Below are 19,891 nucleotides of genomic sequence, written 5' to 3' on the forward strand. Positions count from 1 at the left end.
GGACGCGCCGCCCGCCGTCGGTGGGGGAGCGCCGGTAGTGCACCGTGCGCACGCCCGCATCCCGGGAGCCGCCGTATGGATGACCGTACGGAGCGCGTATGGGTTGTCGGGGCGCTGAACCGCCTTCGTTCATTGTTACGTAATGCACTTTATGGCCCTTTGGTGTTGTCAGACCGACATCATCCGGAGGGCCCAGTCCGTGTCCCGATCGCGTGTGAGCGGCGCCTTGCCGCCGTTGTGGAAACTCCTCGCCCAGTTGCTCACCCTCGTGGTGCTGGCATCGGGGCTCGTCCTGGGCGGTGCGGGATCCGCGGCCGCCGACACCTGGACGGTGGAAGGCGAGGAGAACCCCTCCACCTTCGGCTGCGACCGCCTCTACTACAGCAACTACCGGTCCGGCATGGAGTTCGCCAACGACGCGTCGGGTGACGCCACGATCAACAACACGGTGATCACCAAGCGGAAGACGTCGAGCCCGCCCGACTACTGGTCGACCAGCATGGCGATGGGCAAGGACCCGGACGACACCTCCAAGGTCGCCGCGTTCTACCAGGACTTCTACACGAACAAGATCTACAAGCACGTCTCGGGGACCAGCACCGTCACCGACGAGATCGCGGGCGGGGCCACCCGCACCGCGCCCTCCGGGCACACCTGGGGCGGCATCACGGCCGATCCGCAGAGCGGCACGCTGTACGGCGCGGAGAACGGCGGCACGTACAAGAACTTCTTCGCGATGGACCTGGCCACCGGGACGACCACGAACTACTCGAACATCTACGACTGGGCGCCGGCGGGCACCCCGTGGCGCAGCGGCACGCTGGTGCCGGACATGTTCGTGGACAACGGCGGCGGCGTGTACGTGGGCGTCTTCTCCGGCAGCAACACCTACCTCTACCGCATCGACTTCGCGGCCAAGAAGGTGGAGCTCGTCACCAAGATCACCGGGGCGGGCACGGGCAACGGCTTCAACAACTACGGCATGGCCTACTTCAACGGGTCGGTCTACCTCGGCCACTACAACGGCAACCTCTACAAGGTGAACCCCAAGACGGGCGTCTCCGTGGAGGTCGGCGGGCTCGCCCAGGACAACCAGACGGGCCGGATCAAGTCCGAGGGGGGCGGCAGCTGGCCCATCACCGACCTGGCGAGCTGCGCCGTCGCGCCCGATCTGACCAGCAACATCGAGATCGAGAAGAGCGCCGACAAAAAGACCGCGAAGCCGGGCGACACCGTCACGTACACGGTGACCGTCAAGAACTCCGGCGACGGGGCCGCCTCCGGTGTCGAGGTCAACGACGACCTCTCGGGTGTCGTCGACGACGCGACGTACAACAACGACGCCGTGGCCAGGACCGCAGGCGCCAAGACAGCCGCCCAGCCCACCTACAGCACGGCGACGAAGAAGCTGAACTGGAAGGGCGACATCGCGGCGGGAGCCACCGTCACCCTCACCTACTCGGTGAAGGTGGGGAAGCCGCCGAAGGGCGACAAGAAGCTGACGAACTCGGCGGTGTCGGAGAAGAGCAACTGCGGGGCGGACTCCGTCGACGCCACCTGTTCCTCCGAAGTGCCGGTCGCCCAGCTGGACATCAAGAAGACGGCATCCCCGAAGAAGGCCAAGCCGGGCGAGAAGGTCACGTACACGATCACCGTAAGCAACGCGGGCGAGGCCGACTGGAAGGACGCCACGGTCACCGACGACCTGACGGACGTGGTGGACGACGCGCGGTACAACCTCGACGGCAAGGCGACGAAGGCCGACGGCAGCCGGGCCCCCGGCACCGTCTCCTACAGCAGCGCCGACAAGAAGCTGCGGTACGTGGGCACCGTCGCCAAGGGCGCGACCATCACGATCACCTACACGGTCACCGTGGGCGATCCGCCGCCGGGGAACAAGAAGTTGACGAACACCGCCGTGGGCCCGGACGGTTCCAACTGCGCGCCGGGGTCGAAGGATCCGGACTGCGGGACGGTCACCCCGGTCGGCGGGCTCGTCATCAAGAAGACGTCCTCCAAGACGGACGCCAAGCCGGGCGACAAGGTCACCTACACGCTCACGGCGGAGAACGTCGGAGGCGCCGAGATCAAGGACGCCACGCTCACCGACGACCTGACGGGCGTCGTGGACGACGCGACGTACGGCGACGACGCGGTGGCCAGGACGGACGGCGCGAGCACGGCCACGCAGCCGCGCTACAGCGCCGCGACGAAGAAGCTCACCTGGTCCGGTGACATCGCCGCGGGCAAGAAGGTGACCATCACCTACACGGTCACGGTCGGCAAGCCGCCGAAGGGCGACAAGAAGCTGACCAACGCCGTGGTCGGACCGGACGACTCGTCCTGCCCGCCGGGCGGCACGAAGGACGACTGCGGGACGTCCACTCCCGTCGGATCCCTGGAGATCAAGAAGACCGTCAGCAAGGGCGAGGTGAAGCCCGGGGGCCAGGTGACGTACACCGTCACCGTCGAGAACACGGGCGAAGCGGCGTACAAGGACGCCTCGTTCACCGACGACCTGTCCGGTGTGCTCGACGACGCCTCCTGGGACGACGTCGTCACCAAGACCTCGGGCAGCGCCGCCTTCGACGCCGACAAGAAGGCGTTCACCTGGACCGGGGACGTCGCCAAGGGCGCGAAGGTCACCGTCACCTACCGGGTGACGGTCGGCAAGCCCCCGAAGGGCGACAAGAAGCTGGCCAACGCCGTGGTCGGCCCCGACGGGTCCAACTGCCCGCAGGACAGCACCGATCCGGACTGCACGAAGACGACCAAGATCCGCTCCTTGAAGATCAAGAAGACCGCCTCGCCCGCGACCCCGCGGACCGGCGGCAGGATCACGTACACGGTCACCGTCGAGAACACCGGCACCGCCGATTACGACGGCGCCAGCTTCACCGACGACCTGACCGACGTGCTCGACGACGCCACGTGGGACGACAGCGCCACCGCGAACCCCGGCGCGACGGACTTCGACGCGGCGGCGCAGACGCTCACCTGGACCGGTGACCTGGCGGTCGGTGCCAAGGCCACGGTCACCTACACCGTCACGGTGACCAACGCGGGCGACAAGTACCTGCGCAACGTGGTCTCCGGCGACGACTCCAACTGCCCGCCGGACTCCAAGGATCCGGACTGCCGCAAGGTCCTGCCCGAGCCGGGCCTGGAGATCAAGAAGACCTCCTCGGCGAAGACCGCCGAGCCGGGCGACGTGATCACCTACACCGTCACCGTCCACAACAAGAAGACCACCGCGTACGACGGCGCCACCTTCACCGACGACCTGACCGGCGTGCTCGACGACGCCACCTGGAACGACGCCGTCACCAAGACCTCCGGGACGACCGCGTACGACGCCGCGAAGAAGGCGTTCACCTGGACCGGTGACGTGGCAGGGGGCGCGACGGTCACCGTCACCTACAAGGTCACCGTCGGCAAGCCGCCGAAGGGCGACAAGAAGCTGAAGAACACGGTCGTCGGCCCCGACGACTCGACGTGCGAGAAGGACGGCACGAACGGCAACTGCTCCTCCGAGACCCCCGTCGGCGTCCTGGAGATCAAGAAGACCGCGACGCCCGCCGCCGCCAAGCCGGGCCGCACGGTGACCTACACGGTGACCGTGAAGAACACCGGAGAGGCGGACTACGAAGGCGCCGCCTTCACCGACGACCTCAAGGGCGTACTCGACGACGCGACGTGGGACGACGACGTGACCGCCACGTCGGGGACGACGACCTTCGACGAGGCGGGCAAGAAGTTCCGCTGGACCGGCAAGGTGGCCAAGGGCGCGACGGTCACCGTCACGTACAAGGTCACCGTCGGCAAGCCCCCGAAGGGCGACGGCAAGCTGACCAACGCCGTGGTCGGCCCCGACGGCTCCACCTGCCCCGAGGGCTCCACCGACCCCGACTGCCGCAAGGTGACGCCGCTGGCGCGGCTCAAGGCCGAGAAGACCAGCTCGGTCAAGCAGGCGGCCAAGGGCAAGAAGGTCACGTACACCGTCACGGTCAAGAACATCGGCGAGGCCGACTACGACGGGGCCACCCTCACCGACGACCTCAGCGGTGTCCTCGACGACGCCGACTGGAACGACGACGCGACGGCGAGCACGGGCACCGTCGACTTCGACCGGCCGAAGCTCACCTGGACCGGCGATGTCGCCGCGGGGGAGAAGGTCACCGTCACGTACTCGGTCACCGTCCACCTCAAGGGTGACAAGAAGCTCACCAACACCGTCGTCGTGCCCGACTCCAACTGCGCGAAGGGTTCCGACGACCCGGACTGCGAGACCGTGGTGCCGCCCAAGCCCGACCCGCGCGGCAAGCCCCGGCTCGACATCGCCAAGACAGCAACGCCGTCGCCGTCCCCCGCCACCGCGGGCGGCAAGGTCAGCTACACCCTGGTCATCCGCAACACCGGCACCGCCCGCTACACCGGGGCCAAGGTCACCGACGACCTCGGCGGGGTCCTCGACGACGCCACGTACAACCGGGACGCGCGGGCGAGCGGCGGCCGGGTCTCGTTCGCCACGCCCCGTCTGACGTGGACCGGCGACCTGGCGGTCGGCGCCGTCGCGACCGTGCGCTACTCCGTCACCGTGGGCAGCCCGCCCCGCGGCGACAAGCGGCTGCGCAACACGGTCACCGGCGGGGACAAGTCCAACTGCCCGCTTCCGATGCCCGGCCGGTCACTGCGCGCCGGGCGTGCGCCCATCGACCCGGACTGCTCCACCGAGACGCCGGTCCGCGCACTGCTGCTGCGCAAGATCGCCGAGCCCGGCGGCACGGTGCAGCGGGGCGGCAAGGTCGTGTTCGTGATCTCCGCCACCAACACCGGGACGGCCGGGTACGACCGTGCGTCGTTCACCGACGACCTGTCGAAGGTGCTCGACGACGCGGCGTACAACGGTGACGCCCGCGCCACCGCGGGCACCGTCCGCAGGTCCGGCGACCGCCTGGAGTGGAACGGCCCGCTCGGCGCGGGGGAGACGGTGAGGGTCACCTACTCGGTCACCGTCCGCCGCGACGGCAAGGGTGACGGAAAGCTGCGCAACGCGGTCGTCTCCACGACGCCGGGCGGCAACTGCCGTACCGGTGCGGAGCCCGGCTGCCGCGTGACGCCCACGGTGCCGACGCCCCCGCCGCCGGTGCTCCCCGAGACCGGCACCGACCGGCTCTGGGCGTTCGGCGCGATCGCCGCGCTGCTGCTGGGCGGCGGCGGTCTCGTGCTGGCCGCGAGGAGGCGCCGCTGACCCACGCCCGGCCGCGCGCCCCGGGGGCATCGGGGCGGCGGCCGGGATAAGGGTTTCGCGGGCACGGGACGGTGACCCATAGGATTGGGTCACCACCAACACACTCACCCCTGAGGATCGCCGCATGCCTGGCATTACGCGCGAGGAGGTCGCCCACCTCGCCCGCCTTGCACGTCTGGAGCTGAAGGCCGAGGAGCTCGACCACTTCGCCGGACAGCTCGACGACATCATCGGCGCGGTAGCCCGCGTCTCGGAGGTCGCCGACCAAGACGTACCGCCGACCTCGCACCCGCTGCCGCTGACGAACGTCATGCGCGCGGACGAGGTCCGTCCGTCGCTCACCCCCGAGCAGGCGCTCTCGGGCGCTCCGGCCCAGGAGCAGCAGCGTTTCAAGGTGCCGCAGATCCTGGGGGAGGACTAGCCATGACGGACATCATCAAGCTCACCGCGGCCGAGATCGCGTCGAAGATCGCCGCCGGCGACCTCACCGCGGTCGAGGTCACCGAGGCCCACCTGGCCCGCATCGACGCCGTCGACGAGAAGGTGCACGCCTTCCTGCACGTCGACCGCGAGGGCGCCCTCGCGCAGGCCCGCGCCGTCGACGAGAAGCGTGCCCGGGGCGAGAAGCTCGGCCCGCTGGCCGGTGTCCCGGTCGCGCTCAAGGACATCTTCACCACCGAGGGCATCCCGACCACGGTCGGTTCCAAGATCCTCGAGGGCTGGATCCCGCCGTACGACGCGACCGTCACCAAGCGCCTGAAGGCCGCCGACGTCGTCATCCTCGGCAAGACCAACATGGACGAGTTCGCCATGGGGTCCTCCACCGAGAACAGCGCGTACGGCCCCACCGGCAACCCCTGGGACCTGACCCGCATCCCCGGCGGCTCCGGCGGCGGCTCGTCCGCCGCCCTCGCCTCGTACGAGAGCCCCCTCGCCCTCGGCACGGACACCGGCGGCTCGATCCGCCAGCCCGCGGCCGTCACCGGCACGGTCGGCGTCAAGCCGACCTACGGGGGCGTGTCCCGCTACGGCATGGTCGCGTTCAGCAGCAGCCTCGACCAGGGCGGCCCCTGCGCCCGCACCGTGCTCGACGCCGCGCTGCTGCACGAGGTCATCGCCGGTCACGACGAGCTCGACTCGACGTCCATCGACGCCCCGGTCCCGCCGGTCGTCGAGGCCGCGCGCAACGGCTCCGTCCAGGGCATGCGCGTGGGCGTCGTCAAGCAGTTCTCCGGTGAGGGCTACCAGGCCGGTGTCGTCCAGCGCTTCAACGAGTCGGTGGAGCTGCTCAAGCAGCTCGGCGCCGAGGTCGTCGAGCTGGACTGCCCGTCGTTCGACCTGGGCCTTTCGGCGTACTACCTGATCGCGCCCTCCGAGTGCTCCTCGAACCTCGCCCGCTTCGACGCCATGCGCTACGGCCTGCGCGTCGGCGACGACGGCACGAGGTCCGCGGAGGACGTCACCGCGCTGACCCGCGAGGCGGGCTTCGGTGACGAGGTCAAGCGCCGCGTCATCCTCGGTACGTACGCGCTGAGCTCCGGCTACTACGACGCGTACTACGGCAGCGCCCAGAAGGTCCGCACGCTCATCACCCGCGAGTTCGAGGCGGCGTTCGAGCAGGTCGACGTGATCGTCTCGCCGACGACGCCGACCACCGCGTTCCCGATCGGCGAGCGGGCCGACGACCCGATGGCGATGTACCTCGCCGACCTGTGCACCATCCCGACCAACCTGGCGGGCAACGCCGCCATGTCGCTGCCCTGCGGTCTCGCGCCGGAGGACGGCCTGCCCGTCGGACTGCAGATCATCGCCCCCGCCATGAAGGACGACCGCCTGTACAAGGTGGGCGCTGCCGTCGAGGCCGCCTTCGTGGAAAAGTGGGGACACCCGCTGCTTGAGGAGGCACCGTCGCTGTGAGTGCACTGAACAAGGCCAAGGGCTTCAAGAAGTCCAAGACCGGCACGTATCTGTCGATCGGCACCACCGCGTTCGGTGCGGTCAGCGTGCTGAAGCAGGCCAAGAAGGCCCGCTTTGACCACGACACGCTCCGTCTCGTGGATGCCGTCGTCTCCGCTGCCGCCATCGCCACCGGCGTCGCGCTGCTCGTCCGCGAGCTCAAGCGCCTCGGCGACGACGACGTCCTGCTGGGCTGAGAGGGAAAGTTTCACCGTGACTGTCACTTCTGATCTGGTGTCGTACGAGGAAGCCCTCGCGACGTACGACCCCGTCATGGGCCTCGAGGTCCATGTCGAGCTCGGCACCAAGACCAAGATGTTCTGCGGCTGCTCGACCACGCTCAAGCAGGACGCGAACAGCCAGACCTGCCCGACCTGTCTCGGCCTGCCCGGCGCGCTGCCGGTCGTCAACGAGATCGGCGTCGAGTCGGCGATCAAGATCGGCCTCGCGCTGAACTGCGAGATCGCCGAGTGGTGCCGCTTCGCCCGGAAGAACTACTTCTATCCGGACATGCCGAAGAACTTCCAGACCTCCCAGTACGACGAGCCGATCGCCTTCAACGGCTATCTGGACGTCCAGCTGGAGGACGGCGAGGTCTTCCGCGTCGAGGTCGAGCGCGCCCACATGGAGGAGGACACCGGCAAGTCCACGCACGTCGGTGGCGCGACCGGCCGTATCCACGGCGCCTCGCACTCCCTCCTGGACTACAACCGCGCGGGCATCCCGCTCATCGAGATCGTCACCAAGCCGATCGAGGGCGCGGGCGAGCGTGCCCCCGAGGTCGCGAAGGCGTACGTCGCCGAACTGCGCGAGCTCATCAAGGCGCTTGACGTCTCCGAGGCCCGGATGGACAAGGGCCAGATGCGCTGCGACGTGAACCTGTCCCTGCGCCCGCACGGGCGCGAGGAGTTCGGCACGCGTTCGGAGACGAAGAACGTCAACTCGCTCCGTTCCGTGGAGCGTGCGGCGCGCTTCGAGATCCAGCGCCACGCGGCGGTCCTGAACTCCGGCGGCACGATCGTGCAGGAGACCCGGCACTTCCACGAGGAGGACGGCTCCACCACCTCCGGCCGCATCAAGGACAACGCCGAGGACTACCGGTACTTCCCGGAGCCCGACCTCGTCCCCGTTGCCCCGGCCCGTGAGTGGGTCGAGAAGCTGCGGGCCGGGCTGCCCGAGATGCCGCGCGTGCGCCGCAACCGCCTCCGCGAGGAGTGGGGCATCAGCGAGCACGACATGCAGTCGATCCTCAACGCCGGTGCGGTCGAGCCGATCGTCGCCACCATCGAGTCGGGCGCCGACGCGGCGTCGGCCCGCAAGTGGTGGATGGGCGAGCTGGCCCGCAACGCCAACGAGTCGGGCCAGGCCCTCGAGGAGCTCCCGATCACTCCGGCGCACGTCGCCCGGGTGACCGAGCTCGTCTCCTCGGGCGACCTGAACGACAAGCTGGCCCGCCAGGTCATCGAGGGTGTCCTGAAGGGCGAGGGCACGCCGGACGAGGTCGTCGAGAAGCGCGGCCTCAAGGTCGTCTCGGACGAGGGCGCGCTGACGGCCGCCGTCGACGAGGCCATCGCGGGCAACCCCGGTGTCGCGGACAAGATCCGCGGCGGCAAGGTCGCGGCCGCGGGCGCCCTGGTCGGCGCGGTCATGAAGGCCACCCGTGGCCAGGCCGACGCGGCCCGCGTCAAGGAGCTGATCCTGGAGAAGCTGGGCGTCAGCGAAGGCTGAGGTCCGAGGTTCTGCATGCGTGAGTGAAGGGCGGCGCACCCTGCGGGGGCGCCGCCCTTTCGCGCGCCCGGAGACGGTGACCGACGGGTCCGTGACTACGGTTCGTCCTCCCGTGGCGCCCCGAACGGCTCGAAGAACATGTACTCCAGCGGGTCCTGGTCCTTGCGCAGCCAGCAGAAGCCGTCCTCGGCGGGGCGTCCGCCGCGCAGCCACCTGAGCAGCGTCCCGGTGAAGTTCCCCGCCAGGGGCGGGCCTTGTTCCGCGTGCCGTGGATTGACGGCGACGCGCCAGCGGTCGGGGTCGTCGCCCTCGGCGCACCAGCCGATCTGATCGCCGTCGATCGTCGAGGCGACGGGCAGGAATCCGCCGGGCTCGGGCCAGGCGGGCAGCGGGAAGTCCTCGGGAAAGCTCTCGCGCAGGCTGCGGTACCCGTCCAGCATCTCCTCGGTGCTTGCCGCGAGACCGAGCCGGTGGTCGAGGTCGAGCGGGGCGGGCATGTCGAGCCACCAGCTCCAGTTCCCCGCTCCGTACGCCTCCGCGAGCGCCACGAAGTCCGCGGGCAGCCGTGTGCCGAGCCGTTCGAAGAGCGCCTCCCAACTGCCCTTGCCCAGGCGGGGAGCGAGCGGCGGCGGTATCAGCGCGGTGATCGCTGCCAGGCCCTCGCCCTCGGTGAGTGCGGTGTGCTGGCGGGCGTCCACGTACGTACCCCGCGGTGGTGGTGACCACGGCGTGGCTCCGGCCAGCGGCGCCCAGGCGCGCACGGGCACGCCGTCGGGGGCGAGCGCCGACAGGACGTCGAGGAGCGGGACCCCGTACGAAACCCAGGGCTCGGCGCCGCCGACCGCGACGGACGTGGTGAGGAGCACCACCGGCCATGCGTCGGGGTCCTTCGACACCGAGGTGTCCCAGAAGAGGTGCTCGCCGCCCGCCGTCGTGCCGATGGCGAGCAGGCCGCCCTCGTCGGGCAGGAAGCGGCGCCGCTCCTGGGTGAACATGGTCGGCCGGATCGCGGAGTGACGGTGCGTCTCGACCACCCAGGCGCCGTAGTCGTACCGCCCGTCGGGGCTGACGCACGGGGTGTGCAGCCGGACGGACGCGGCGCCTTCGCCCATTTCGACCGGGCCGTACGCCGAAACCAGCGCCTTGTAGTCCTGGGGCAGGGGGACTTCGAGCCATGCCTCCACCGCGGCCCAGTCGACGGCGGGCACGGCGTCGGGCGGCGGGCCGACCAGCTCCGTGAAGGTGGCGATGCGCTCGGTGAGTTCCATGTTCCCGAGGATGGCACCAGCCACCGACAACGCCGCGGCCATGGACTGCCGTGGTGAACTTTTGGACGTTCACCGCGACTTCGTCCCGCAGCCTTCACAAGGAAACCGGGCGTCACTAGCGTCCCCGCCGTACAGGTCAATGGATCAGTCGAGAACCATTGGATGTCGGCCAGGACTACTGGGAGGTCCCACGTGACTCCGGAGATTTCGCGCAGACGCCTGATGGCGATCGGCGGCGGCGCGCTCGGCGTTGCCGCCGCAGGCTCGTTCCTGCCGCCCTCGCTGCAGGAGGCGCTGGCGCACGAGCCGCCGAAGGGCGGCGGTCTCGACACGATCGAGCACGTGGTCATCCTGATGCAGGAGAACCGGTCGTTCGACCACTACTTCGGCTCGCTGCGCGGTGTGCGCGGCTTCGGCGACCGCAACGCGATACGGCTCCCCGGCGGAAAGTCGGTGTTCGAGCAGCCCGACGTCCTGCGCACCGTACTGCCGTTCCCCGTGCGGCAGGCCGCCGAGACGCAGAAGAAGGACCTCCAGTACATCGGCGCGCTCGACCACTCCTGGAGCGGTGGCGCCAAGGCCTGGCACGACGGCTGGATGGACGGCTGGATCACCGCCAAGACGGCGGCCACCATGGCGTATTACACGCGTGAGGACATCCCGCTGCACTACGAACTCGCCGACACCTTCACCGTCTGCGACGCCTACCACTCCTCCATCCACACCTCCACCAGCCCCAACCGCAACCACCTGTGGAGCGGCAAGACCGGGTACGAGCCGAACGGCAAGCGGGCCGTCGGCAACGACGCGTACGACGAGGGCACGCACCCGGGATACGGCTGGGGCACGTACGCCGAGCGCCTGGAGAAGGCGGGCGTGAGCTGGCAGACGTACACCGAGTGGGAGAACTTCACCGACAACCAGATCGAGTTCTTCACCACCTTCAAGGCCATCGCCCGCAAGGCCCTCACCGCCGCGGGCACCGGCCTGACCTACATGGAGGCCTTCTACGCCAAGGTGCGCGACGCCAAGGACGAGGCCGAGCGCACCAAGCTCCTCGCCGACCTGGACAAGGGCGTCGCGACCCTCACCAGGAGCGAGCGTTCGCTCTTCGAGCGCGGTCTGCGGCGCGTGCCCACCGGCAAGCTCGCCGAGGAGTTCGCCAAGGACGTCGCGCGCGGCAAGCTGGCCAAGGTCACCTATCTGGTGCCGTCCGCCCAGGACTCCGAGCACCCCAGCGTCTCCTCGCCGATCCACAGCGCGACCATCGTCTACAAGGTGCTCGACGCCCTCGCCTCCCATCCGGACGTCTGGCGCCGCACCGCCGTCTTCATCAACTACGACGAGAACGACGGCTTCTTCGACCACGTGCCGCCGCCCGTGCCCGGCGGCGACTCCGCCGAGGAGCGGGCGGAGCGCTGGGAGGGGAAGCCGACCGGGCTCGGCGCGCGCGTGCCGATGCTCGTCGTCTCGCCGTGGACCGTCGGCGGCTACGTCTGCTCCGAGGTCTTCGACCACACTTCTGTCGTGCGCTTCCTGGAGAAGTGGACCGGGGTGAAGGAGCCCAACATCAGCGCCTGGCGCCGCAAGGTCACCGGCGATCTCACCGGCGCCTTCGACTTCCGGCGCGGCCACCGGCGGCCCGAGACCGAGCAGCCGGGCGCCATCCCCGCGTTCAGCGGCCGCTGGTCCCCGCAGCCGCCCCTGAAGCAGTCCATGCCGGTCCAGGAACCGGGCACCCGCCGCGCCCGCCCGCTGCCCTACCAGCCCGACGCCGACGTGACGCCCGCCGAGGGCGGCGCGCTCACGGTGCGGCTGCGCAACGGCGGCAGCTCCAGCGCACACTTCGCGCTCTACCCGTACGCGGGCGAGTTCGGCGTCCCGCAGCATCAGGACGTCGTCCGCAAGGGCTCCTGGACCGTGCCGGTGCCGGGGGACGCGTACGCCTTCACGGTCGTCGGGCCGAACGGCTTCCGGCGCGAGTTCGCCGGGGGCAGGGACGGCGGGGGCAAGGACGGCGGGGCGCGGGTCGCCTCCGCGATCAGCCGTCGTGAGATCCACGTCACGCTGGCCAACCGCGGCCGCCGCGACCTCGTCTTCACGGTCAAGCCGCTCGGATATGTGGATGAATCAGACATTCGTTCGCGGACGCGGGTCGTCCGCGTCAAGGCGCGCAGCAGCCGTACGGTCGCCTGGCACACCGCCGACGAGCACGGCTGGTACGACGTCGAGGTGACCGCCGACGGTGACGCCGCCTTCCGGCGGCGGCTCATGGGCCACATCGAGAACGGGCGCGCGAGCGTCTCCGGCTGAGGCCCGGCGTGCGCAGGGTGCGCGAGGGGCTCGTCGTGAGCCCCCGCGCTCCTTGTGCCCTTGTGAGTAAGGCCACGAAAGGGACCAAGGATCTCCAAGGGCTGTCAAGGTGACTGCGGCGCACATGTCGCCACTCATGCGTTCTTTGCGGGCCGTTCAGCAGTCCACTGCCGCTCCCGGTGAAGATCCACGAAATAACCAGGGAGCCCGTCCGTGGCAGCACTCGCCCGGTGGTGCGTCAGACACCGCCTCGTCGTCGTCCTGCTGTGGCTCCTCGCGCTCGGCGGCGCCGCGTCGGCCGCCGCCGTCGCCGGATCCGCGTACTCGAACGACTACGAGGTGCCCGGCACCGAGTCGGGCCGCGCCAACCAGCTCCTGAACGAGAACTTCCACGGCCTCGGCGGCGACAGCGACACCGTCGTCTGGCACACCGGACCCGGCAAATCCGTCCGCGCCGCCGACGTCGAGCAGACGATGTCCGACGCCCTCGACAAGATCGCCGAGCTGCCCGCCGTGGCCTCCGTGGCCGGTCCCTACCAGGACAAGGACACCGGCCGGATCAGCCCGGACAGCCGCACGGCGTACGCCACCGTCATCTTCCGCGAGCAGGCCGACGACATCGACAAGGCCGACGCACAGGCCGTCGTCGACACTGCCAAGGCCGCCGCATCCGACCGGCTGCAGGTGGAGCTCGGTGGCACCGCCATCGGGCTCACCGAGTCCAAGAGCGCCCAGGTCGCCGAGGTCGTCGGCGTGGCCGTCGCCGCCGTCGTCCTCTTCCTCGCCTTCGGCTCGCTCGCCGCGGCCGCCCTGCCCATCGCCACCGCCCTGGTCTCCGTCGGCACCGCGTACGCAGGCATCGTGCTGCTCGGCCATCTGATGACCGTCGCCGACTTCGCACCGATGCTCGGCACCCTCATCGGGCTCGGCGTCGGCATCGACTACGCCCTCTTCATCGTCACCAGGCACCGCAAGGGCCTCAAACGCGGCCTGCCCGTGGCCGTCGCCGCCGAGCGCGCGGTCGCCACCACCGGACGCGCCGTCGTCTTCGCGGGCGCCACCGTCTGCATCGCGCTGCTCGGCATGCTCGTCCTGCGCCTCGGCTTCCTCAACGGCGTCGCCATCGCCGCCTCGCTGACCGTCGTCCTCACCGTCGCCGCGTCCGTGACCCTGCTGCCCGCCCTCCTCGGCCGGATCGGCCCCCGCGCCCTCAGCCGCCGCGAACGCCGCAGGATCGCCGAACACGGGCCCGAACCGGAGCTCCCGACCGGGCTCGCCGCCCGCTGGGCCGTCTTCGTGGAGCGCCACCCCAGGCTGCTCGGCGCCGTCGCGGTCCTCGTCATGGCCGTGCTCGCGCTGCCCACCCTCGGCCTCCACCTGGGCACATCGGACCAGGGCAACAACCCGGCGAAGGCCACCACACGGCAGGCGTACGACCTGCTGGCCGACGGTTTCGGGCCCGGTGTGAACGGCCCCTTGACCCTGGTCAGCGACGTCTACGGGGCAGGCGACCGGCTGGCCCTCGACACCCTCGCCACGACGCTCAGGTCGACCGAAGGCATCGCCTCCGTCAGCCCGGCGACGTACGACGACGGCGGTCGCGCCGCCTTCCTCACCGTCGTCCCCGACTCGGCGCCGCAGTCCGAGGCGACCAGCGATCTCGTCGACCGGCTGCGCGGCGACGTCCTGCCACGGGCCGAGGCGGACAGCTCCCTGGACCTGCACGTCGGCGGCGTCACGGCCAGTTACGACGACTTCGCCGAGGTCATCGTCGGCAAGCTGCCGCTCTTCGTGGGCGTGGTCATCGGGCTCGGCTGCGTCCTGCTCCTGCTGGCCTTCCGGTCCATCGGCATCCCGCTCAAGGCCGCCGCGATGAACGTCGCCGCGGTCGCCTCCGCCTTCGGCATCGTCGTCGCGATCTTCCAGTGGGGCTGGGGGAGTGAACTGCTCGGCCTCGGCAGGGCCGGGCCCATCGAGCCCTTCCTGCCGGTGATCATGGTGTCCGTCCTCTTCGGGCTCTCCATGGACTACCAGGTCTTCCTGGTCAGCCGGATGTACGAGGAGTGGCTGGAGACCGGCGACAACCGGCGGGCCGTCCGCGTCGGGCTCGCCGAGACCAGCCGGGTCATCAACTCCGCCGCCGTGATCATGATCTCGGTCTTCCTCGCCTTCGTCCTCAGCGGCGACCGCGTCATCGCGATGTTCGGCATCGCGCTCGCGGCGGCCGTCGCGCTCGACGCCTTCGTGCTGCGTACGCTGCTGGTGCCGGCCCTGATGCACATGCTCGGCGGCGCCAACTGGTGGCTGCCGCGCCGCCTGGACCGCCTCCTGCCGCGCATCAGCATCGAGCCGCCCGAATGTCGTTCGAATGCGCGCGGCGCACGTGCGAAGATCCCCGGGCAGCGGGACGTTGCCGAAGACGTGAGTGGGCCGAAGGAGCAGGATGTTCGCGATATCGCTGGCCGAGGGCGCTGAGCTGCGGCCGATCGAGCCGTGGCAGGCGCAGGAGTTTCTCGAGCACGTCGAGCGGGCGCGGGAGTACGCGGGGCCGTGGGTGCCCTTCACCGAGACCGTGAAGGACCTCGAAAGCGCGCGCAGGCACCTCCAGGTGTTCGCCGACAAGCAGGCCGCCGACACCGGACGCTTCTACGGCATCTGGCTGGACGGCACGCTCGTCGGCGGAGTCCTCTTCCGGATCTTCGACACCAGCGTGGACGGCTGCGAGATCGGCGTCTGGCTCGAACCGTCCGCCGCCGGGCGCGGCCTCGTCAACAAGGCATCCCGGGTCCTCATCGACTGGGCCGTCGACCAGCGCGGCATGCACCGCGTCGAGTGGCTCGTCTCCTCGCTCAACGACCGCAGCAAGGCGGCCGCCAAACGGCTCGGATTCGTCAAGGACGGCGTGCTGCGGGAGAGCTTCCCCTGGCAGGGGATCCGGCACGACATGGAGGTCTGGTCCGTCCTCGCGCCGGAGTGGCGGGCGGCGCGGGACGCGCGTTAAGAAAGCTCTCAGACTCCGTCCGTACGGTGCGGTGCATGGGTACTAAGACAGATGACGCGGCCGCCGCCAAGGGCGCGGCCGGGACCGGGGCCGAGGCCGACGAAGTGACCGGGGCCGGAACGCCGGACGCGGTCGACGTCACCAAGTCCGACGCGGCCGAGGCCACCGGGCCCAAGGACGCCGAGCCCGAGCGCACCGAGGCCACTTCGGACGCCGAGGCCACCAAGGCCACCGAGGCCGCGGCCGACACGGATGAGGACGAGTCGGATGAGTCGGACGTCGATGCTGACGCTGACGCCGACGCCGCCCCCGTGGCGACCGCCAAGTCCACCGGCGTCGGCCAGGGCGCCGCAGCCGTCGTCTCCGCCGCACTCGGCGTGATCGGCCTCTCCGGCGGCTGGGTCGGCACGATCGCCGGGGCACGCTCCAACATCATGGGGCAGCTGGAGACCAAGCAGTCCGCGAGCGTCTCCGACCAGCTCCAGGCGCTCTACGGCGACTCCTGGCAGGCCACCGCGCTGATCGCGGGCCTCTTCGCGGTCTCCGCGCTCGTCGTCGGCTTCCTCGTGCTGGTCCGGCCCGCGTTCGGCGCCCCCGGCAAGGAGCAGGCGCCGTGGATCAAGTCCGTCGCGTGGGCGGGCTTCGTGCTCGGCGTGATCGGCCTCGTCCTGGCCATCGCCAAATACTCCGACCTGCTGCTCGGACTTCCGTCCGCACCTTCCTGAGCCGCCTGCCCTGCGCATGAGGCAGGAGACGGGACACCTAAGGCAAGGGCGGGGCAGGGGCTAAGGCCCCCGCCCCGCCCTTCGTCGTGCCTAAGGCCCCCCGGCCTCAGGAGATGCGGCACCCGCCCGATGTGGGCGACCCCCCTGGGAGAAGAAAGTGGAGACATCGCAGAGAGCGACACCACCGAAAACCCGAGGGGCACCAGATGTTCGAGTACGAGATGCACCAGATGCGCGCCGCCGAGCTGGCCCGGCAGGCCGACCGCCAGCGTCTGGTGGGGGAGGCCCGCAAGGTCCGCGCCGCCGCCCGCCGATCGGCCCGCGACGAAGCCGAGGGGCCGGTGATCACGCCGCTCCGGAAGATCCGCTTCACGCGGACCGCCTGAGGTGACGAGGCCTGTGCCGGTGTCCGCTCCGCGGATAACGGGTGCCGCACCATCCACGCACTGTGCGATGCTCGCGGCTGTGGAGACCAGGTCCGTCAGCCCGGTGTTCGTCGGCCGCACCGATGAACTGGGTGTACTGAAAGAAGCGCTCGCCCGCGCCACGGGCACCCCGCTCGCAGGAGCCGGGGGCCCCGGCCCGGGCGAGCCGCAGGCGTTGCTGCTCGGCGGCGAGGCAGGGGTCGGAAAGACCCGCCTCGTCGAGGAGTTCACCGCGGCCGCCGAGGAGCGGGGCGCCGTCGTCGCCATCGGCGGCTGCGTCGAGATCGGCGCCGACGGCCTGCCGTTCGCCCCCTTCTCCACCGCGCTGCGCTCGCTGCGCCGCAGGCTCCCCGAGGAACTGGCCGCCGCGGCCGAGGGCCAGGAGGAGGAGCTCGCCAGGCTCCTGCCCGAACTGGCAGGACCAGCCCCGCACGGACACGCCCCCGGCGGCCGGCCCGACGAACAGGGCATGGCCCGCCTCTTCGAGCTCACCGCACGCCTCCTGGAGCGCCTCTCCCGCGACCGCACCGTCGTCGTCGCCCTGGAGGACCTGCACTGGGCCGACGCCTCGACCCGCCACCTCCTCGCCTACCTCTTCCGCACCCTGCGCGGCGGCCGCCTCGTCCTCCTCGCCACCTACCGCGCCGACGACATCCACCGCCGCCACCCACTGCGCCCCCTGCTCGCCGAACTCGACCGGCTGCGCACCGTGCGCCGCGTCGAACTGGGCCGCCTCAGCAAGGACGAGGTCGCCCGCCAAATGGCCGGGATCCTCGCGGCCGAACCCGAACAGTCCCTGGTGGACGACATCTTCGACCGCTCCGACGGCAACGCGTTCTTCGTCGAGGAGCTCGCCGTCGCCTCCTCCCACGGCGGCAGCTGCGCGGGCCTGACGGACTCCCTGCGCGACCTGCTCCTCGTCCGCGTGGAGGAGCTGCCCGAGGACACCCAGCGGGTGGCGCGGATCGTCGCCGAGGGCGGCTCCACCGTCGAGTACGAGCTGCTCGCCGAGGTCGCCGGGCTCGGCGAGGACGACCTGATCGAGGCGCTGCGGGCCGCGGTCGGCGCCAACATCCTGCTCGCCTCCCCGGACGGCGACGGCTACCGCTTCCGGCACTCCCTGGTCCGCGAGGCCGTCAGCGACGACCTGCTGCCCGGCGAGCGCTCCCGCATCAACCGCCGCTTCGCCGAAGCCCTGGAGGCCGACCCCGCGCTCGTCGCCGCCGACCAGCGCGCCGCCCGCCTCGCCACCTACTGGTACTACGCGCACGACGCGGCCAAGGCCCTGCCCGCCGTCCTCCGCGCCTCCGTCGAAGCCCGCCACCGGCACGCCTACAGCGAGCAGCTGCGCCTCCTCGAACGCGCGATGGAGCTGTGGGACGACGCCCCGGACGCGGTCCGCGACGAACTCCGCCCCGCCGACTACGTCGAGGGCTATCCCCCCTGCGGCTGCGACCCCGCCACCACCCCCCTGCACTACCTGGACCTGATGGCCGAGGCCACCGTCGCGGGCCGCCTCTGCGGCGAACGCGACCGCGCCCTGAAAATCACCAAGCGCGCCCTGCGCATCCTCGACGAGGAGAACGACCCGCACCGCTCCGCCTGGTTCTGGATCGCCCGCTCCCGCCTCGTCTCCACCCTCGGCCGCGGCGACGGCTGGGCCGAGATATCCAAGGCCCAGGAACTGATGCGCGGCCTGCCGCCCTCCGAGGTGCATGCCGACGTCCTGGTCTACCGCGCCTCCTGGGGCATGCTCCACGACCCCGGCCCGGAGACCCTGGCCGCCGCCGAACGCGCCGTCGAGTACGCCCGTATGCTCAAGGCCGACACCATCGAGCTCAACGCCCGCCTCACCCGCGGAGCCCTCCTCGTCGAGGCGGGCGACCCCGAGGCCGGTCTTGCCGAGATGTACGAAGTCAGGGACCGCGTCGTCCGCGACGCCCTGGTCACCGACCTGAGCCGGGCCCACATCAACCTCCCTTCCTCCCTCGAAGGCGTAGGCCGCTCCGCCGAGGCCGTGCAGGTCGCCATGGAGGGCATCGAGTTCTGCCGGAAGTACGGCCTCGTCGACACCGAGGGCTGGGTCTGGGCCAACGCCGCCGAGTCACTCATCTCCCTGGGCCGCTGGGACGAGGCGGCCGAAGCCGTCGCGCACACCCAGCGCTGCGTCCAGAGTTCAAAGCCCCGCGTCTCGGCCGCCGAACGCCTGGCCCGCATGGCCCTCTTCCGCGGCGACCACGCCGCCGCCACCCGGCACATGCAGAGCGCCCACCACCACCTCGGCACCCACGACCCCCAGCCCCAGTACCTCCTCGTCCTGCTCCGCATCGCCCTGGGCGTCGCCGCCGCCGAGGGCCGCATCCTGGACGGCCGCGCCGAACTCGAACGCAGCCTCGACACCGGCCTCCCCCTCGGGACCTACAAATACGGCTGGCCCCTGCTGCTCGCCGCCGCCGAGATGGAGGCCGACGCCCGCGGCCTGCCCGCCGCCGAGCCCGGCCGCCCCGCCGCCCTCGCACGGATCCGCGGCGCCGCCAGGTCCCTCAACACCCCCATCCCGCTCTGGCGGGCCTACGACGAATGGACCCGCGCCGAACTCCTGCGCTCCGAGGGCCGCGACACCCCCGCCCAGTGGTCGACCGTGGTCACCGCCCTCGAACCGCTCGACCGCCCCTTCGACCTCGCCCGCGCCCGACTGCGCCTGGCCGAGTCCCTCCTCGCCCCGGACACCACCGACCGCGAGCGCGCCGCCCACCTCCTGCGCCAGGCGGCGGAGGTCGCCGACCGGCTCGGCGCCCGGCCGCTCTCCGACGCGATCACCGGACTCGCCCAGCGCGCCCGCCTCACCCTGAACCCCACCGAGGCGACCCGCGCCCCCGCGGCCCCGGCCGACCCCGCCGAGGCGCTGGGGCTCACCAGCCGGGAACGGGACGTCCTGCGGCTGGTCGCCGTGGGCCGCAGCAACCGGCAGATCGCCGAGGAGCTCTTCATCTCCCCGAAGACGGCGAGCGTCCACGTCTCCAACATCCTCGCCAAACTGTCCGTCACCGGCCGCGGCGAGGCCGCCGCACTCGCCCACCGGCTCCGGCTGTTCCCTGCGACGGGCAGCGAACAGGCGACGGGCAGCACACAGGTCAAGGGCAGCGCGCAGGCGGTGCGCTGACCTGCACGTTTCCGCGTCCCAGCAGGACTTTGGCGGCCTCGATTACGCTGGACTGCGATAT

The 19,891-nt window shown here is 70.8% G+C and carries 12 protein-coding genes; 11 read left to right on the forward strand and 1 reads right to left on the reverse strand.

Annotated elements, in window-relative coordinates:
- Positions 1 to 199: 199 nt before the first annotated feature.
- The 5 genes from ABZV77_RS17360 to gatB all read left to right on the forward strand — a co-directional run bounded on the left by ABZV77_RS17360 (position 200) and on the right by gatB (position 8,935).
- Positions 200 to 5,251, forward strand: coding sequence for a DUF11 domain-containing protein (locus ABZV77_RS17360; protein ID WP_356256942.1), 5,052 nt, complete (start codon positions 200 to 202; stop codon positions 5,249 to 5,251).
- A gap of 124 nt (positions 5,252 to 5,375) precedes the next feature.
- Complete coding sequence (gatC, locus tag ABZV77_RS17365; protein ID WP_010984178.1) at positions 5,376 to 5,672, forward strand: Asp-tRNA(Asn)/Glu-tRNA(Gln) amidotransferase subunit GatC; 297 nt, start codon at positions 5,376 to 5,378, stop codon at positions 5,670 to 5,672.
- Between the two features lie 2 nt (positions 5,673 to 5,674).
- A complete protein-coding gene (gene gatA, locus ABZV77_RS17370; RefSeq protein WP_356256945.1) occupies positions 5,675 to 7,168 on the forward strand; it encodes an Asp-tRNA(Asn)/Glu-tRNA(Gln) amidotransferase subunit GatA in 1,494 nt (497 codons plus the stop codon).
- Entirely contained in the window at positions 7,165 to 7,404 is a 240-nt protein-coding gene (locus ABZV77_RS17375; RefSeq protein WP_356256948.1) for a hypothetical protein, read from the forward strand. The genes gatA and ABZV77_RS17375 overlap by 4 nt, the downstream gene beginning before the upstream one ends.
- A 16-nt stretch (positions 7,405 to 7,420) precedes the next feature.
- The gene (gene gatB, locus ABZV77_RS17380) at positions 7,421 to 8,935 is read left to right on the forward strand and encodes an Asp-tRNA(Asn)/Glu-tRNA(Gln) amidotransferase subunit GatB (protein ID WP_356256951.1); all 1,515 of its coding nucleotides are present in this window, start codon (positions 7,421 to 7,423) and stop codon (positions 8,933 to 8,935) included.
- Between the two features lie 95 nt (positions 8,936 to 9,030).
- On the opposite strand, the gene ABZV77_RS17385 is transcribed toward gatB, so the two are convergent.
- Positions 9,031 to 10,203: an SMI1/KNR4 family protein gene (locus ABZV77_RS17385; RefSeq protein WP_356256953.1), complete on the reverse strand. Its 1,173-nt coding sequence runs from the start codon at positions 10,201 to 10,203 to the stop codon at positions 9,031 to 9,033.
- 192 nt (positions 10,204 to 10,395) lie between these two features.
- Between ABZV77_RS17385 and ABZV77_RS17390 the strand changes: the two genes are divergently transcribed.
- From ABZV77_RS17390 to ABZV77_RS17415, 6 genes are all read left to right on the forward strand, one after another.
- On the forward strand, positions 10,396 to 12,516 hold the full coding sequence (locus ABZV77_RS17390; protein WP_356256956.1) for a phosphocholine-specific phospholipase C: 2,121 nt from the start codon (positions 10,396 to 10,398) through the stop codon (positions 12,514 to 12,516).
- Between the two features lie 213 nt (positions 12,517 to 12,729).
- Positions 12,730 to 14,991, forward strand: a complete 2,262-nt coding sequence (locus ABZV77_RS17395; RefSeq protein ID WP_356256959.1) for an MMPL family transporter — start codon at positions 12,730 to 12,732, stop codon at positions 14,989 to 14,991.
- Positions 14,960 to 15,517, forward strand: a complete 558-nt coding sequence (locus ABZV77_RS17400) for a GNAT family protein (RefSeq protein WP_356256961.1) — start codon at positions 14,960 to 14,962, stop codon at positions 15,515 to 15,517. The genes ABZV77_RS17395 and ABZV77_RS17400 overlap by 32 nt, the downstream gene beginning before the upstream one ends.
- A gap of 35 nt (positions 15,518 to 15,552) precedes the next feature.
- Complete coding sequence (locus ABZV77_RS17405) at positions 15,553 to 16,242, forward strand: hypothetical protein (RefSeq protein ID WP_356256963.1); 690 nt, start codon at positions 15,553 to 15,555, stop codon at positions 16,240 to 16,242.
- 206 nt (positions 16,243 to 16,448) lie between these two features.
- Positions 16,449 to 16,628: a hypothetical protein gene (locus ABZV77_RS17410; RefSeq protein WP_356256966.1), complete on the forward strand. Its 180-nt coding sequence runs from the start codon at positions 16,449 to 16,451 to the stop codon at positions 16,626 to 16,628.
- Positions 16,629 to 16,695: 67 nt separating this feature from the next.
- Complete coding sequence (locus ABZV77_RS17415) at positions 16,696 to 19,830, forward strand: AAA family ATPase (RefSeq protein ID WP_356256968.1); 3,135 nt, start codon at positions 16,696 to 16,698, stop codon at positions 19,828 to 19,830.
- Positions 19,831 to 19,891 lie beyond the last annotated feature (61 nt).

Origin of the sequence: Streptomyces sp. NPDC004732 (genome assembly GCF_040609235.1) — a bacterium.
Lineage (GTDB): Bacteria > Actinomycetota > Actinomycetes > Streptomycetales > Streptomycetaceae > Streptomyces.